A 15529-nucleotide genomic window follows, 5' to 3' on the forward strand; every position below is an offset into this window, starting at 1 on the left:
CAAGGGAAGCGGACATGCTAGAGCCGATTGCGAAGCAAGCCGCTCAATTAATGCCAGGTAGAAGCGAAACCCTCTTCGAGGTGCAAACAAGTGCCGGGATCCCCGACATCGTATTCTGCGACTTTAACAAGCGCGCCATAAAGCGAAGACTGACCAGTCGAAAGTCTTTCATTACCGACCTCTCGGACATGAGTGTCACACTCGCCATTAACAGCTTCCCCGATGAAACCGTGACAGCCGCAGATCTGGCAAATCAGCTCCCTTGGAGCTCAAAGTACATCTCATCTACCGTTTTGCCACGCCTGGCAGAATGCGGACACGTAGAGAGGGAACGCCGAGGCCATTGGCGCGCTATCTCTAAATTCGAAAGTCTCGCAAGACGTGTCTGCACAATCGAAGTGAAGATCCGAGATTGGCGTGGCGGCTACGGACAAACCCTTAGACACGGAGCTTCTGCGGATGAATCTTGGCTAGTCCTCGATTCGTCTCACTCAGGACCCGCCTCGGCGCACGAGGAGTGGTTTACACGCGCAGGTATTGGGCTAGCAACTTTGCACGCAAAAGACGGCATCAAGCGAGTGGTCTCTCCCAGCCCGAAAGGTCGTGGGCGCGCAATGAACGTATACCGGGAGCTGTTGGTCGAGCGGGCCGCCCACCTGTATGCGAACGGCCAGGTGAGCGGCCCCGTCGGCCTTGTTTTTGGGGTCAATCTGACGACTACTACAGGACCTGATCCCAGGCGGCCAAATGGCGAGGAAAATCACTCGTACCAAGAGGCAGCCCACTTGCCCACTTCATAGCCGCAGCCACAATTCTCCTGACTGCCGCATGACGACCACCGGGACGGGCCGACTCATCGTGAACCTTGGCCGTCAGCGCACCCATACTGTAGAGATGATGCAAAGCGGAAAGTACATGTGACCACGGTTCATTCCGGAGAAGGTCCGTGCAATAGGCGCAGTCACACTGAATGTAACCAGGGGTGGATGCCACGACGTCGTGTGCAGCCCGGTCTACCGTGTGCAGCATTTTCCGCTCGAAGTACCTCTGCGCCAGCTGCTGCCCCGAGCGGCCCCGCCGAAAGACATATTCTGCGAAGCACTGATCAGTACCGCTTACACCCAAGCCATAGCCCGTAGCGCCGTGAGCGAGAGCAAACCAACCCGTAAGGCCTGTCTGCGGAAGAAGCAGGGACCTCTCTTCGTCCTGACAGAGGTTGGCCAGCTTCTTTATTCCTGTGAGAAGCGCAGCATCCTCGGTAGGCGCGAATGCCTTGCTCTGAGACCACTGGGTTCGAACATAAAGAACGTCGAAATGATCCTGGTCGAGGATCTCGTCCAGCAGCCTGTTGCGCAAAGCTTCATTGGTGAGCCAACGAGAAGGGAGCGTTATATTCAGCGCTAGACGCTCACCTTGCTCCATCAACGCCAGAGCTTTATCGGCGCTTTGGAACATCGAGTCCAATGATCCCTGCGGGTCATCAGGATCCAGAGCTCTCCCTGGCGTCAGCAAAAGGTTCGCATTAACATCCCTTTGGGCATCCAGGACCCGCTGCTCCCAATCAGCCGCTTCGGTGGAAGCAAGGTACGGCGCATAGTCCCACGCACGCTTTCCGATAGGCTCCTTATCGAGGCGGAGCACCTTCCCATCTAGGCGATAGCACTGAGGGTCCGCAATTCGCAGCGAAGCCACCGAGGCCTGCGCGAAGAAAGATCGCAGCTTGTCCCCTTTAACTGCCGGCAGGTACGCCACAGTTCCTATCGACATGGAGTGGCCATACTGGTGATGCAGCTGTCCCATCACCAAGGGAAGGAGGTCACCTCGCTGCCCTCCCCGATGCACGAGGTAAACTGGCAGCTTACCCTGCAACGTCTCATCTCTGCTTTTCAATGCTGGCGCGGCGGAGGAGGCCGTCAAGGCGGACCCCGGCGGCAGAGCGGACACAACGCTACCGCCCTCCGCACCTCCCACTACCAGATATCCGGTTCCATCGGCCATGGGAACGTATTCGTCTTCAGCAGCCAAATACGCCTCTGCTGCGGCATCCTCTAGCTGTCCCTCGTCGACCGCTTCCGCGATGCTGCCTTGCTCATCCAGCCAGTCGAGACTTTCCTCAGACATCGGATCCGGCTCCTCGTGCGCCACCCTAACCTCCTTGTTATGCCCCGAGCCGCATAAGATTGCTGGCACTACTGCCTCGTTCGTGCTCTACAACCGCAGTGAGCCTGCCCAAAACGGTTTTAACGTTCTCCGGGCAACTCTCGGGAAGGCGTTCAGGCCCCTCCATCAGCTTCGCATGGGCTTCTTCGATACTGTATTTCTCATCCGGCAGATAGAACGGATGCCTTCCAGTAATGAGCTGGCGAACCGAGACTCCAACAGCCCAAAGGTCAGCCGCCTTGCGCGCGCGACGCCCCTCCAACTGCTCGGGCGCCATATATGGCGGGGTACCAATGTGACCGGGGTACACGGTAATGGTATTGGCATCTATATGCTTAGATAGGCCGAGGTCTAGCAGCACCGGCTGCGCCCAATCCCCATTACGGAGGGAGATGTTGGCCGGCTTTACGTCCCTGTGGATCGTGGAGGCCTTATGGAGAGCTTGGACCCCCAGAAGGAGGCCTCGCAAAAAATCGGCAGCGGACTCTAGCGGAACCACCTCACCCCGCTTCAAAACCCCCTCAACATCCCCGCCGGATATATATTCAAAGCGTAGAGTAGGGCGAACCTTTCCCCCGAGGTCGAGCTCTGTCAGTCCGCGAAAATTCACCACATAGGGCGAGTTAACGCGCGTAAGTCCTTCCACTTCACGCTCAAGACGAGCTTTCGGGTAGTCATCTCCGCAGATGACCTTTACAGCCTCGTCGCCGACTTTCCACGTGTCGCCGAACGCACCCGATCCGAGAAACGTCACAGGTGCGCCCAAACAATTAGCAACCTCATCGGCGCTGAAACGTGGGGCGATATGGGGTTGGTTCAAAGACGTCTCGCTTCGCAACTTGTTCGGTGGACTGCGGTACGTGGGAGGCGATGACTTGCTGTAGTTCAATCATCCAGTTTCCAGAGCGCGCCGCAAGTGGTTGCAATGATTTGCCCCACCAGACTGAGGAAGGCGGACGTCGAAATTTACGCAAAAGCAGACAGGGCAAGCTAAGGGGAAAATTTAGACTATCCAGTCAATTTAGGATAGTGATTTACGCCATTGGCTAGATCCCGCCCTATACGGCGAGTTCTTTGACTCTGATCTCCACGGACGCCTAGGGCGCGAGTTGGATACGGCCAGGCCCCTGGCGTTCAACCGAGCCGCTTCATCGCAGCGCCCCTGGCATGCGCCCCTCACAGGGGACTAAGAGAGGAGTCACCGTGGCGGAGGCGAACCCTCGCGGAACATACCTGGTCATCGCGACGTCGATTCGCACCGAGATCGAAGACGGAGTGATCACGGAGGCCTTGTCGTCCGAGGCCACCCTGACGCGTTCACGGAACGTCTCGCGCAACACCGTCCGTCGGGTGCTGAAGGTATTGGAGGCTGAAGGAGTTGTGGAGTCCTCCCCCGGTGTCGGTTGGCGAGTAGCGGCCGGCGCTCAGCGTCGGCCGCTGATTGATCTGATGACAGACGTCATTGCACTGGACTCGCTAGGGGTGGGCGACGCCTTCCCGTCCGAGTCAAAGCTCTGCGAGCGCTTCGGAGCCTCCCGCACGGCCGTCCGCCGTACGCTCGCGCAGATGGAGGGGAACGGGTTGCTCGACACCGCTCATGGCAAAGGACGCACAGTACGCGTTCTCCCGACTTCTTTCGCTCGGCCGTAGCCTTGTCCCTCATGGGGCTTACCAAGTGGGCGTACTCACTCTCTGAATCGCTGCTGTCCGAGCCGTTGCCGCGCCGCTGGGCGCATTCCCTAGGGGTGGCCAAGCGGGCCCGATCCCTCAGCCCGATCCTGGGACGGGACGCTGAGCTGCTGGAGGCCGCGGCTGTCCTGCACGACATCGGCTATTCCCCCTCCATCGCCATCACCGGCTTCCACCCTCTAGACGGTGCACGATTCCTCCGAGACGAAGAAGGCGCCGACGAGCGGGGCGTCCGGCTCGTGGCCCACCACTCCTGCGCGCTCCTAGAAGCAGAAGAGCGGGGCCTCCGGCATGAGCTGGAGACGGAGTTCGAGCTGGAGCGCCCCGAGCTGGTGGACGCGCTCATCGTGTCCGACATGACGACGACGCCCACCGACGAGCACACGACGCCGGCAGCCCGGCTGGACGAGATCGTGCAGCGGTATGACCCGGACACGATCGTGGGGCGGTTCATCCAGCGGGCGACGCCTGAGATCCATGCCGCCAACGAGCGCGTGGAGGGCCGCATGGCCGCCGTCACAGGTGGCGCTCAGCCGATGTAGGGCTCGCGCCGCGACTCGTCCAGGCCGTGCTGGATCCTCAGCCTCATAGACGGATGGATGTCCAAGTCATCGAGGTCTGCCGGAGCCATCTAGCGGACCTCTTTGACTCATGGGCTCCGGCACACTCTGGCCCTGCTCCACATCCTCGCGTCCCGGTCTAGAGGCGCCCGGTAAGAAGCTCCACGCACCGGCGATACCGCACGGAACCCGTACTGTTCGCCAGCGACCGGGCCTTCTGAAGGTGGGTCCGCGCTTCGTTCAGCTCGCCCCAGGCGAAGTGCGCCTGGGTGGAGTCGCAGTGAATGCCGGAGTTCGCACGCACGAAGGTCTCGTCGGCACTTCGGAGCGACGCGTACAGTTCCTCCATCGCTGAGGCGTCGCCGAGCATGGCCAGGACGTTCCCTCGCCACCTCGTCAGGTGAACGGTGTTGAGGAAGATGCTCAGCATGTCGGCGTCACGCACCTCGCCGTCGTCCGGAAGGAGCGCGGTCGCCCGCTCAAGCGCCGCCCTCGCTGCCGACTCCATCGCCGCCTCGGCCGCCGCCAGCCACGCCCTGAGGCGAGGTGATTGGCGTTCGGAGTGGGTGCGCTGAGCACCTCGCACCAGCTCGACCGCCAGTTGAGGTCGACCGGCGTCCGCGAGGACGTACGCCTGCTCGCCCATGGCGTGCGCCAGGTACCACGGGGACTCGGCGTCCTGGGCCGCTTTCTTGGCAAGCTCGTACCACCACCATGCCCGGTCCACTGCGCCGACATCCAGCGCCTGCCAGGCGGCGAGGGTGGATGCTCCCGCGAGGGCAGTCGTGATGGGCCGTCGCGCCCCCGGCAGCACGGCGAAAGCCAACGTTTCCTGCATGGCCGCCAGGTGGCCGTTCATCTGGTCGACCAGGCCGGTCGCGCCCATCTGTCGGTCCATGGTTCGGAGCAGTTCGGTCTGGGCCAGGAACGACGGGACCATGGACTGACTCAGGCTGCCGGCCGCGTCAATCCGGCTCAGTAGGTCCGCGCAGGACTCAGGGTCGACGGGTCGTCACCCCGTCGACCCTGAACGTCAGTTCCAGGTTCTACCTGCCCTGACCTGCGGTCACAGCACCGGCAGGTTCTTCCGCAGCTCGAACGCCGTGACCTCGGAGCGGTACTCCTCCCACTCCTGCTTCTTGTTGCGCAGGAAGAAGTCGAAGACGTGTTCGCCCAGGGTTTCCGCGACCAGTTCGCTCTTCTCCATCAGGGCGATCGCCTCGCCGAGGTTCTGCGGGAGGGGTTCGATGCCCATCGCGCGGCGTTCCGAGTCGGAGAGGGCCCAGACGTCGTCGTCGGCGCCCGCCGGGAGTTCGTAGCCCTCCTCGATGCCCTTGAGGCCGGCGGCGAGGAGGACCGCGTAGGTGAGGTACGGGTTGGCGCCCGCGTCGATGGAGCGGACCTCGACGCGGGAGGAACCCGTCTTGCCCGGCTTGTACATGGGGACGCGGATGAGGGCCGAGCGGTTGTTGTGGCCCCAGCAGATGTACGAGGGGGCCTCGCCGCCCGAGCCCGCCGTGCGGGAGGAGCCGCCCCAGATGCGCTTGTACGAGTTGACCCACTGGTTGGTGACGGCGGAGATCTCGCCGGCGTGCTTCAGGAGGCCCGCGATGAAGGAGCGGCCCACCTTGGAGAGCTGGTACTCCGCGCCCGACTCGTAGAAGGCGTTCCGGTCGCCCTCGAAGAGGGAGAGGTGGGTGTGCATGCCCGAACCCGGGTACTCCGAGAACGGCTTGGGCATGAAGGTGGCCTGCACGCCCTGTTCGAGGGCCACCTGCTTCATGACCAGGCGGAAGGTCATGATGTTGTCGGCGGTCGAGAGCGCGTCGGCGTAGCGGAGGTCGATCTCCTGCTGGCCCGGGGCGCCCTCGTGGTGGGAGAACTCCACCGAGATGCCCATCGATTCGAGCATCGTGATGGCCTGGCGGCGGAAGTCCATGCCGACGTTCTGCGGCGTGTGGTCGAAGTAGCCCGAGTTGTCGGCCGGGGTGGGCCGGGAGCCGTCGAGCGGCTTGTCCTTGAGGAGGAAGAACTCGATCTCGGGGTGGGTGTAGAAGGTGAAGCCCAGGTCCGAGGTCTTGGCGAGGGCCCGCTTGAGGACGTAGCGCGGGTCCGCGAAGGACGGGGAGCCGTCCGGCATGAGGATGTCGCAGAACATCCGGGCCGTGCCCGGGGCCTCCGCGCGCCACGGCAGGATCTGGAAGGTGCCCGGGTCCGGCTTGGCGATCATGTCCGACTCGTAGACGCGGGCGAAGCCCTCGATCGCGGAGCCGTCGAAGCCGATGCCCTCGTCGAACGCCTGCTCCAGTTCGGCGGGGGCCACGGCCACCGACTTGAGGAAGCCGAGCACGTCGGTGAACCACAGGCGCACGAAGCGGATGTCGCGCTCTTCGAGCGTACGGAGCACGAATTCCTGCTGCTTGTCCATTTCCACACCCATCCTCGCTGGTCGGGCCGCCTGATCCCACCGCCTCGGGCTCATCGGGGGCACCTGAGCATCCCACCACATGGTTTCGCGCACGTTGCACACCCATACTGCCCGCTCAACGGTGGCCCGGGTAACGGGGGAGGGGCGGATCCGGGCCCCCGTTCCCCCCTTTCCCCGTCCGCCCGCCGGTACCCGCGGGTACCCCGTTCGGCCCACGGGGGGCCTTCGCCCACTACGATCTGCCCCCATGGGGGGACCGCGGCTCGTACGCCCGTTCCGGCACGCACGTCCCACGGCGCTGGTGAGTGCCGTGGCGACGCTCCTCGCCATGCTCTTCCTCTGTTCCGGGACGGGGCCGGAAGCCCGGCACGGGGCCCGGGCGGAACAGCGGGCGTCGACGGTGAGCCCGGTCTCCGCCGAGTACGTCTGTCCTCACGACCGGAACGGCTGCTCGCTCGTCCCCTCCCCCTCCCCCGCGGTGCTCGGCGCGCCCCCGCTCGACCCCCCGCTCCACGCGGCGGACGGGCTTCCGCGCCCCGCCCCGGCCTCCGGCGACGGGCCGGCGCGCCGTTCGGGCGTCCGGCCGCGCGCACCGGACCTGCACGTCCTTCAAGTTCTCCGGACATAGCGGCGACGGGCCTCCCGCCCCCGTCCGCACGTCCGTCCCCGGACCCCAGCCGTCCCCGGACACCGCCCGTTCCCGAAGAATCCCCGAAGAACTCCCGGGACCCCTCCGCGGGTTTCCCGAAGACTTCCCGAAGAAGGACGACACCACCATGGCCGCCAACCGTTCCGCCACCGCCGACCGCCGCGCCCGAATAGAGGAGATGCGCCGCGCCGAACAGGCCCGTGAGCGCCGCAACCGTCTGATCACCATCGGCGTCTCCGCCGTCGTCGTGCTGGGCCTCGTCGGCTTCGGCTCCTTCGTCCTGATGAAGAAGTCCGACGAGCGGGAGCAGAAGGAGGCCGCCGCCAAGGCCCCGATCTCCGCCGAGAAGAGCTGGGACCCGGCCAAGCTGGGCCGCAACCACGTCGAGACGGCCGTGAAGTACGACATGAAGCCGCCGGTCGGCGGCGACCACAGCCCGGTGTGGATGAACTGCGACGGCGACGTCTACACGAAGGCGATCCCCGAGGTGAACGCCGTCCACTCGCTGGAGCACGGCGCCGTCTGGGTCACGTACACCAAGAAGGCCCCCGAGGCCGACGTGAAGAAGCTGGCCGACAAGGTCGGTAAGACCAAGTACTCGCTGATGAGCCCGGTGGACGACCAGGCCGGGGCGATCATGCTGTCCGCCTGGGGCAAGCAGGTGACCGTGGACGGCGCGGACGATCCGCGCGTGGACGCCTTCTTCACCAAGTACGTGCAGGGGACGCAGACCCCCGAGCCGGGCGCGGCCTGCACGGGCGGCCTCGACGCGAGCGGCGCGGGCGGTGCGGGGATGGGGCAGTGAGGCTGGGCCGTACGCAGGGCGCGGCGGTCACCGCCGTCGTCCTCGCGCTGCTCTTCGCCGGGGGCGCCGTCACCGTCGCCTCCGCGGACCGCGACGAGGCCCCCGCCACCCCCGTCTCCACGTCGGCGGACGCCGGGTTCGCCCGGGACATGGCGGTCCACCACCAGCAGGCCGTCGAGATGTCGTTCATCGTCCGGGACCGGACGAAGGACGAGGCCGTGCGCCGGCTCGCGTACGACATCGCCAACACGCAGGCCAACCAGCGGGGCATGATGCTCGGCTGGCTCGACCTGTGGGGGCTGCCCAAGAACGAGTCCGGCGTCGAGCCGATGACCTGGATGGGCATGGGCGGCTCGGGCGGCACCGGCCCGCTGGACGGGGCGCTCATGCCGGGCATGGCGACCAAGTCGCAGATCGAGGAGTTGCGGAGGGCCGACGGCCGGGAGGCCGAGGTCCTGTACCTGAAGCTGATGACCGAGCACCACAGGGGCGGGGTCCACATGGCCGAGGGCTGCGTCCGGAAGTGCTCCGTGGGCGCCGAGCGCGCGCTCGCCCAGGGCATGGTCGACGCGCAGAAGTCCGAGATGCTGCTGATGGCGGACATGCTGAAGGAGCGCGGGGCCTGATCGTCCGGCCCCCGTACGGCTCCACGGCCCCCGTGACCCCTGCGGTCGCGGGGGCCGTGCCGCGCGCCGACAATGAGGGGGCTCGGGGACTCGTACGACGACGTTCGACGAAAGGCACGCGACCCCATGACCACGGCGAAGGACATCATGCACTCCGGGGCCCGCTGGATCCCGGCCCACGAGACGCTCGACCGCGCCGCGCAGCTGATGCGCGACCTGAAGGTGGGCGCGCTGCCCATCGCCGACGAGAACGAGCGGCTCTGCGGCATCATCACGGACCGCGACATCGTCGTCGGCTGTGTGGCCATGGGTCACGACCCGGCCAAGGTCACCTGCGGCGAGATGGCGAAGGGCACTCCGCGCTGGGTGGAGGCGGGCGCGGACGTGGGCACCGTCCTGGAGGAGATGCAGAGCCACCGGATCAAGCGGATTCCCGTCATCGAGGACAAGCGGCTCGTCGGCATGATCAGCGAGGCCGAGCTGGCGCAGCACCTGTCGGACGAGCAGATCAGGGCGTTCTGCGTGAGCGTCTACGCCGAGTCCTGACGGGCCGGCCGAAAACGGGGCCGGTCCCGACGGTCCGGTCCCGACGGTCCGGTCCCGACGGGCCTGTCGGGACCGGACGGCCGAGGACGGGCCCGTCCAGGACCGGACGGTCGCCCGGCGGGTGCTTCGCGCGCCCGCCGGGCGACCGTCCGTCGGAGGGCGGGGCTCGGAGAGGTGCCGGTGGCCGTCGGACGGCGGGATCCCGGCGGAGGGCTCCGGCGGAGGGCTCCGCGGGGACCGGGCCTTCCGTCACGAACCGCCGGCGGGAGCCTCCTGCCGGCCGGCGACCGGGTCGGCCGCTCCCGGGTCGCTTCCCGTCACGACGCGGGAGGATCCTTCCGGTGCCCGGCGGTCGAGCAGGCCCGCCACCACGGCGATCACCAGGCCGGCGGCGGTGAGGGCCGCGCCGACGAGGGCCGGGGAGGTCCAGCCCCAGCCGGCGGCGACGGCCGCGCCGCCCGCCCAGGCGCCGCCCGCGTTCGCGAGGTTGAAGGCCGAGTGGTTGGAGGCGGAGGCGAGCGTCGGGGCGTCCTTGGCCTTGTTCATGACCAGCATCTGGAGCGGGGTGGTGGTCATGAAGCCGACCGCGCCGAGCACCACGACCGTGACCAGGGCCAGCCAGGGCACGTGGACGGTGAAGCGGAAGGCGACCAGGGCGAGGACGAGGGCGGCGAGCGAGCCGTACAGGGTGGGGCGCAGCGCCCGGTCGGTCAGGGGTCCGGCGGCGAGCGCGCCGCCGGTCATCCCGAGCCCGAAGAGGGCGAGGACGATCGTGACGGTGGAGTCGCCGAAGCCCATCACCTCGGTCGTCATCGACGCGAGGTAGGAGTAGACGGCGAAGACGCCCGCGAAGCCGAAGACGGCGGTGAGCAGGCCGAGCAGCACCTGCGGGCGGCCGAGGGCGCGCACCTCGCGGCCCGGGCCCCGCCGCTCGTCGAAGGGGATGGGCGGGACGAGGCGGGCGAGCGCGGCCATGGCGAGCAGGCCGATCGCGGAGACCACCAGGAAGGTGGCGCGCCAGCCGAGGTGCTGGCCGAGCAGGGTCGCGGCCGGTACGCCGAGGATGTTGGCGACGGTGAGGCCGAGGAACATCGTGGCCACCGCCCGCGCCTGCCGTCCCTCGCGGACCAGGCGGGCGGCGACGACCGCGCCGAGGCCGAAGAAGGCGCCGTGCGGCAGGCCGGCGAGGGCCCGGCCCGCGACGAGCCAGCCGAAACCGGGGGCGAGGGCGGAGGCGAGGTTGCCGACGGTGAAGAGGCCCATCAGCAGGAGCAGCATCCGCTTGCGCGGGATGCGGGAGCCGAGCGCGGTGAGCAGCGGGGCGCCGACGACCACCCCGATCGCGTACGCCGAGACGAGGTGTCCGGCGGTGGGGACGGAGGTGCCGAGGTCGCCGGCGACCTGGGGCAGGAGGCCCATCATCACGAATTCGGTGGTGCCGATGCCGAAGGCGGAGACGGCGAGCGCGAACAGCGCCAGGGGCATGGGGAGCCTTTCCGGAAGTTAGTTCTTCTGCGGAACAAAGTGTCGCAGGTGAAATGTTCCCGGCGGCTTCGAGGGGGACGATCGGGGGGCAAGGGGGGCAGGGGGGTGCGGGGGCCGAGGAGGGGGCTGCGGAACGGGACCGAATGGGGAAGCCCGTACGGCGTCCGGAGACCCGTACGGAGTCCCGGAGTCCCGTACGGGGCCGGAAGTCCCGTACGGGTCGGTTCCGAGCCCCTACGGGACCCCCTCGGGCCCGTACGGGCCCCCGGAAAGCCCGGCCGGGCGGGCCGGGCGGGGCGGGCGCCCGTGGGCGGGCTCAGAGCCTCACGCGGGCCGCGATCGGGAGGTGGTCGCTCTTCGTGGCGGGCAGCGTCCAGGAGGAGACGGGCTCGACGTTCTTGACCATGATCTGGTCGATGCGGGCCATCGGGAACGAGGTGGGCCAGCTGAAGCCGAAGCCGTCGCCGGCGGCCCCCTGGGTGGAGCGGAGCTGCGAGGTGACGGCGGTGAGGGCGCGGTCGTTCATGGTGCCGTTGAGGTCGCCGAGGAGGACGATCCGCTCGCGCGGGTCGTGGGAGATGGCCTCGCCGAGCGCGTTGGCGCTGGTGTCGCGCTGGTTGGCGGTGAAGCCCGCGTCCATCCTGACCCGCACGGAGGGCAGGTGGGCGACGTACACGGCCAGCTCGCCCTTGGGGGTCACGACGGAGGCGCGCATGGCGCGGGTCCAGCCCATGTGGATGTCCACGGGCTGCGCGGCGCGCAGCGGGAACTTGCTCCAGAGCCCGACGGTGCCCTGGACGGAGTGGTACGGGTACGCCTCGGCGAGGCCCTTCTCGTAGACCGGGACCATCTCGCCCCTCAGCTCCTCCAGGGCGAGCACGTCGGCGCCGGAGCCGGCGAGCTGCCGGGCGGCCCCCTCGGGGTCCGGGTTGTCGGCGTTCACGTTGTGGGTGGCCACGGTCAGGTCGCCGCCGGAGGCCGACTTGTCGGCGACGAGGCCGCCGAAGAGGTTCAGCCACACCGCGCCCGGCAGCAGCAGGGCGATCAGCGCGGTGGCGGACCGGCGGAGCAGGGCGAGGACGAGCAGGACCGGCAGGAGGACGCCGCACCAGGGCAGGAAGGTCTCCGTGAGGCTGCCCAGGTTGCCGACCCGGTTGGGGATGTCGGCGTGGAAGACCATCAGGAGGGTGAGCGCCAGGGAGACCAGCGCGAGCAGGATGCCCCGGCGCCAGATCCCCCGGTCCCGGCGGAGCCGGGCGAGGGCGGTCCGGAACCGGGAGCGCCCGCCGTCCGCGCCGTCGTACTCGGTCTCCGTCATGTCCACCCGCGTCATCGCCTGTCCTCACTGCTGCCTTGCCGCCGTGCGCCGTACCGCCTCGCCGCGACCCTAGGCGATCACGGGACGGCGGTACTCACCCAGGGACGACGCCCGCGCGTGGCGGGTTCCTGCGGAAGGCCGTTACGCGACGGTTGTGACAGAACGCGCACATGCGTACGGGTCCGCGTCCCGGTGCCGGGCGGCGGGGCGGAGCCCCCGCCGTGGTGCCCACGGCCGTCCGGCGGCCGGGCCCGTCCGTGACGGCGGTGTGAACAGCGCCACTGCGGCCCACTTCCCCGTCCGCCCGCCGAAGTGCCACCATGGATGCGGTCCGGGGACGCCGTGAGGGCGCCTCGAGATGACGACAAGGAGCCGTTCGCCATGACGCTTCAGGCTGCCCAGAACCCGCCCGCCGACCACAGCGGCAGCACCAACAAGTCGCTGTACGGGGGGAAGGGCACCCGCCGCATCACCGTCCACGACATCGCCGCCGCCAAGGCGCGCGGCGAGAAGTGGCCCATGCTCACCGCCTACGACGCGATGACCGCCTCCGTCTTCGACGAGGCCGGCATCCCCGTGATCCTCGTCGGCGACTCGATGGGCAACTGTCACCTCGGCTACGACACCACCGTGCCCGTCACGATGGACGAGATGACCCTGCTCTCCGCCGCCGTCGTGCGCGGGACCAGGCGGGCCCTCGTCGTCGGGGACCTGCCCTTCGGTTCGTACCAGGAGGGGCCCGTCCAGGCCCTGCGCAACGCCACCCGGCTCGTCAAGGACGCCGGTGTCGGCGCGATCAAGCTGGAGGGCGGCGAGCGCTCGCTGCCGCAGACCGAGCTGCTGGTCCAGGCGGGCATCCCCGTCATGTCCCACCTGGGCCTCACCCCGCAGTCCGTCAACACCATGGGCTACCGGGTGCAGGGCCGCTCGGACGAGGCCGCCCACCGGCTGCTCCGCGACGCCAAGGCCGCGCAGGACGCGGGCGCGTTCGCGGTCGTCCTGGAACTCGTGCCGGCCGAACTGGCCGCCGAGGTCACCCGTTCGCTGGACGTCCCGACCATCGGCATCGGCGCCGGTGCCGGGACCGACGCGCAGGTCCTCGTCTGGACCGACATGGCCGGTCTGACCGGCGGCAGGGTGCCGCGCTTCAGCAAGCAGTACGCGAACCTCCGCGAGACGCTCGGCGACGCCGCGCGCGCCTTCGCCGAGGACGTCTCCGGCGGGGCGTTCCCGGCCGAGGAGCACACCTTCCACTAAGGGTGCGGGGTCCTCCCGGAAGCTCGGGAACGCCCCACAGACAGCCCGCCGACAGCCCGCCGACAGTCCCGTCGGCGGGCTGTCGGCCGTCTGTCGGGGGACTGTCGGTGGCGTCCTGTTTCCTGAGGGACATGACGCGATCACACACCAACGCCGTCGAGGTCCGGGGCCTCGTGAAGCACTTCGGCGGGACGAAGGCCCTCGACGGGGTCGACCTGGACGTCCGGGAGGGCACGGTCCTCGGGGTGCTCGGCCCCAACGGCGCCGGGAAGACCACGCTCGTCCGCTGCCTGTCCACCCTGCTCGTCCCGGACGCCGGGACCGCCTTCGTCGCCGGGTACGACGTGGTGCGCCAGCCCCGCCAGCTGCGCCGCACCATCGGCCTCACCGGCCAGTACGCCTCGGTCGACGAGAAGCTGTCCGGCCGGGAGAACCTCTACATGATCGGGCGGCTGCTCGACCTCTCCCGCAAGGACGCCCGGAGCCGTGCCGACGAGCTCCTGGAGCGCTTCTCCCTCACCGAGGCCGCCGGGCGGCCCGCGATGAACTACTCGGGCGGCATGCGCCGGCGGCTCGACCTGGCCGCCTCGATGATCGGGAACCCCGCCGTCCTCTACCTGGACGAGCCGACGACCGGTCTCGACCCCCGCACCCGCAACGAGGTCTGGGACGAGGTGCAGCGGATGGTCTCCGAGGGCGCCACGGTCCTGCTCACCACCCAGTACATGGAGGAGGCGGAGCAGCTCGCGAGCGAACTGACCGTCATCGACCGCGGCAGGGTCATCGCCAACGGCAAGGTGGACGACCTCAAGGCCCGGGTCGGCGGCCGCACCCTGAAGGTGCGCCCGGTGGACCCGGCCGACCTGACCGCCATGGCCGCCGCGCTCCGCGAGACCGGTCTCGACGGCGTCGCCGGCGCGACCGTCGTCACCGACGAGGGCGCGCTGTACGTGCCGATCCTCGCCGACGAGCAGCTGACCGCCGTCGTGGGCCTGCTCGGCGCGCGCGGCTTCGGCATCGCCCACATCGGCACCCACCTGCCCAGTCTGGACGAGGTGTTCCTGGCGATCACCGGCCAGAAGACGTCCGCGTCCGACGCGCTTCCCGAGGAGGTCGCCGCATGAGCGCCACCACCACGACCACCCAGCTCTCCAAGTCCCCCGCAGGCGGCCCGGACACGGGCGCGGACCGGGCCCGGACGCTGCCCGACGAGGGCCGGATCGGCCTGCGGGCCAACCTGCGCCACATCGGCGCCCTGGCCCGCCGCAACGCCCTCCAGATCAAGCAGGACCCGGAGTCGATGTTCGACGCCGTCCTGATGCCGATCATCTTCATCCTGCTGTTCGTGTACGTCTTCGGCGGCGCGATCGCCGGCAAGGGCAACAACGACGCGTACGTGAACTACGTGACGCCCGGTCTGATGGCGATGATGGGCATGAACATCGCGATGGCCGTCGGGGTCGGCATCAACGACGACTTCAAGAAGGGGGTCATGGACCGGTTCCGGACGATGCCGATCGCCCGGTCCTCCGTCCTGATCGCCAAGATCGTCGTCGAGGTGGGCCGGATGCTGGTCGCCACCGCGATCCTGCTCGGCATGGGCTTCCTGCTCGGCCTGGACATCAAGACCTCGGTCCTCGGCCTCCTCGCCGCGATCGGCCTGTCGATGGTCTTCGGCGCCTCGCTGATGTGGATCTTCATCCTGCTCGGGCTCACCGTGAAGACGGCGCAGGCCGTCCAGGGGATGGCCATGCTGGTCCTGATGCCGCTCCAGTTCGGTTCGTCGATCTTCGCCCCGCCGACCTCGATGCCCGGCTGGCTGGAGACCTTCACCGACTACAACCCGCTCTCCAACCTCGCGGACGCCGCACGGAACCTGGTCAACGGCGGCCCGGTCGCCCACTCGGTGTGGATGACGCTCGGCTGGTCGGTCCTGATCACGGTCGTCACGGCGCCCCTCGCGGTCGCCAAGTTCCGCAGGAAGACCTGAACCGGCGGCGAAAACC

13 protein-coding genes and 2 pseudogenes are annotated in these 15529 nt (G+C 68.1%); 8 read left to right on the top strand and 7 right to left on the bottom strand.

All coding sequences use genetic code 11. The annotated features are described in order from the left end of the window. Positions 1–720: 720 nt before the first annotated feature. Positions 721–2145: a hypothetical protein gene (locus ACZ6AQ_RS01915; protein ID WP_468756741.1), complete on the bottom strand. Its 1425-nt coding sequence runs from the start codon at positions 2143–2145 to the stop codon at positions 721–723. A 13-nt stretch (positions 2146–2158) separates the two neighbouring features. Then, positions 2159–3049 (bottom strand): serine/threonine-protein kinase, encoded by an 891-nt coding sequence (locus tag ACZ6AQ_RS01920; RefSeq protein ID WP_468756742.1) that lies wholly within the window; start codon positions 3047–3049, stop codon positions 2159–2161. A gap of 314 nt (positions 3050–3363) precedes the next feature. Here ACZ6AQ_RS01920 and ACZ6AQ_RS01925 point away from each other — a divergent pair, with 314 nt between their 5' ends. Then, the gene (locus ACZ6AQ_RS01925) at positions 3364–3810 is read left to right on the top strand and encodes a GntR family transcriptional regulator (protein WP_468756743.1); all 447 of its coding nucleotides are present in this window, start codon (positions 3364–3366) and stop codon (positions 3808–3810) included. Positions 3811–3821: 11 nt separating this feature from the next. After that, the gene (locus tag ACZ6AQ_RS01930; protein ID WP_468756744.1) at positions 3822–4391 is read left to right on the top strand and encodes an HD domain-containing protein; all 570 of its coding nucleotides are present in this window, start codon (positions 3822–3824) and stop codon (positions 4389–4391) included. On the opposite strand, the pseudogene ACZ6AQ_RS01935 reads toward ACZ6AQ_RS01930, so the two are convergent. From ACZ6AQ_RS01935 to ACZ6AQ_RS01945, 3 genes and pseudogenes are all read right to left on the bottom strand, one after another. Beyond that, positions 4379–4474, bottom strand: a pseudogene (locus ACZ6AQ_RS01935) (NUDIX hydrolase); the annotation flags it as partial. The gene ACZ6AQ_RS01930 and the pseudogene ACZ6AQ_RS01935 overlap by 13 nt on opposite strands. A 74-nt stretch (positions 4475–4548) precedes the next feature. After that, a pseudogene (locus ACZ6AQ_RS01940) lies at positions 4549–5397 on the bottom strand (XRE family transcriptional regulator); the annotation flags it as partial. A 78-nt stretch (positions 5398–5475) separates the two neighbouring features. Then, the gene (locus ACZ6AQ_RS01945) at positions 5476–6837 is read right to left on the bottom strand and encodes a glutamine synthetase family protein (RefSeq protein ID WP_388696341.1); all 1362 of its coding nucleotides are present in this window, start codon (positions 6835–6837) and stop codon (positions 5476–5478) included. A gap of 776 nt (positions 6838–7613) precedes the next feature. On the opposite strand from ACZ6AQ_RS01945, the gene ACZ6AQ_RS01950 reads away from it, so the two are divergent. The 3 genes from ACZ6AQ_RS01950 (at position 7614) to ACZ6AQ_RS01960 (ending at position 9463) form a co-directional block, all read left to right on the top strand. Further along, positions 7614–8291, top strand: a complete 678-nt coding sequence (locus tag ACZ6AQ_RS01950) for a DUF3105 domain-containing protein (RefSeq protein WP_468756746.1) — start codon at positions 7614–7616, stop codon at positions 8289–8291. 2 nt (positions 8292–8293) lie between these two features. After that, entirely contained in the window at positions 8294–8917 is a 624-nt protein-coding gene (locus tag ACZ6AQ_RS01955; protein WP_468757060.1) for a DUF305 domain-containing protein, read from the top strand. 126 nt (positions 8918–9043) lie between these two features. Continuing rightward, positions 9044–9463, top strand: coding sequence for a CBS domain-containing protein (locus ACZ6AQ_RS01960; protein WP_388696334.1), 420 nt, complete (start codon positions 9044–9046; stop codon positions 9461–9463). A gap of 249 nt (positions 9464–9712) precedes the next feature. Here the strand turns inward: ACZ6AQ_RS01960 and ACZ6AQ_RS01965 are convergent, their stop codons facing one another. Beyond that, positions 9713–10948 carry an MFS transporter gene (locus ACZ6AQ_RS01965; protein ID WP_468756747.1) on the bottom strand — a complete coding sequence of 412 codons (1236 nt, stop codon included), beginning with the start codon at positions 10946–10948 and terminating at the stop codon, positions 9713–9715. A 316-nt stretch (positions 10949–11264) separates the two neighbouring features. After that, the gene (locus ACZ6AQ_RS01970; RefSeq protein ID WP_468756749.1) at positions 11265–12281 is read right to left on the bottom strand and encodes an endonuclease/exonuclease/phosphatase family protein; all 1017 of its coding nucleotides are present in this window, start codon (positions 12279–12281) and stop codon (positions 11265–11267) included. Positions 12282–12647: 366 nt separating this feature from the next. On the opposite strand from ACZ6AQ_RS01970, the gene panB reads away from it, so the two are divergent. The 3 genes from panB to ACZ6AQ_RS01985 all read left to right on the top strand — a co-directional run bounded on the left by panB (position 12648) and on the right by ACZ6AQ_RS01985 (position 15513). Continuing rightward, complete coding sequence (gene panB / locus ACZ6AQ_RS01975; protein ID WP_468756750.1) at positions 12648–13523, top strand: 3-methyl-2-oxobutanoate hydroxymethyltransferase; 876 nt, start codon at positions 12648–12650, stop codon at positions 13521–13523. 131 nt (positions 13524–13654) lie between these two features. Then, on the top strand, positions 13655–14647 hold the full coding sequence (locus ACZ6AQ_RS01980; RefSeq protein ID WP_468756752.1) for an ATP-binding cassette domain-containing protein: 993 nt from the start codon (positions 13655–13657) through the stop codon (positions 14645–14647). Beyond that, positions 14644–15513 (top strand): ABC transporter permease, encoded by an 870-nt coding sequence (locus ACZ6AQ_RS01985; RefSeq protein WP_468756754.1) that lies wholly within the window; start codon positions 14644–14646, stop codon positions 15511–15513. Before ACZ6AQ_RS01980 ends, ACZ6AQ_RS01985 begins: the two co-directional genes overlap by 4 nt. Positions 15514–15529: the final 16 nt, after the last annotated feature.

The sequence above is a fragment of the Streptomyces sp. NPDC041191 genome (assembly GCF_055591945.1).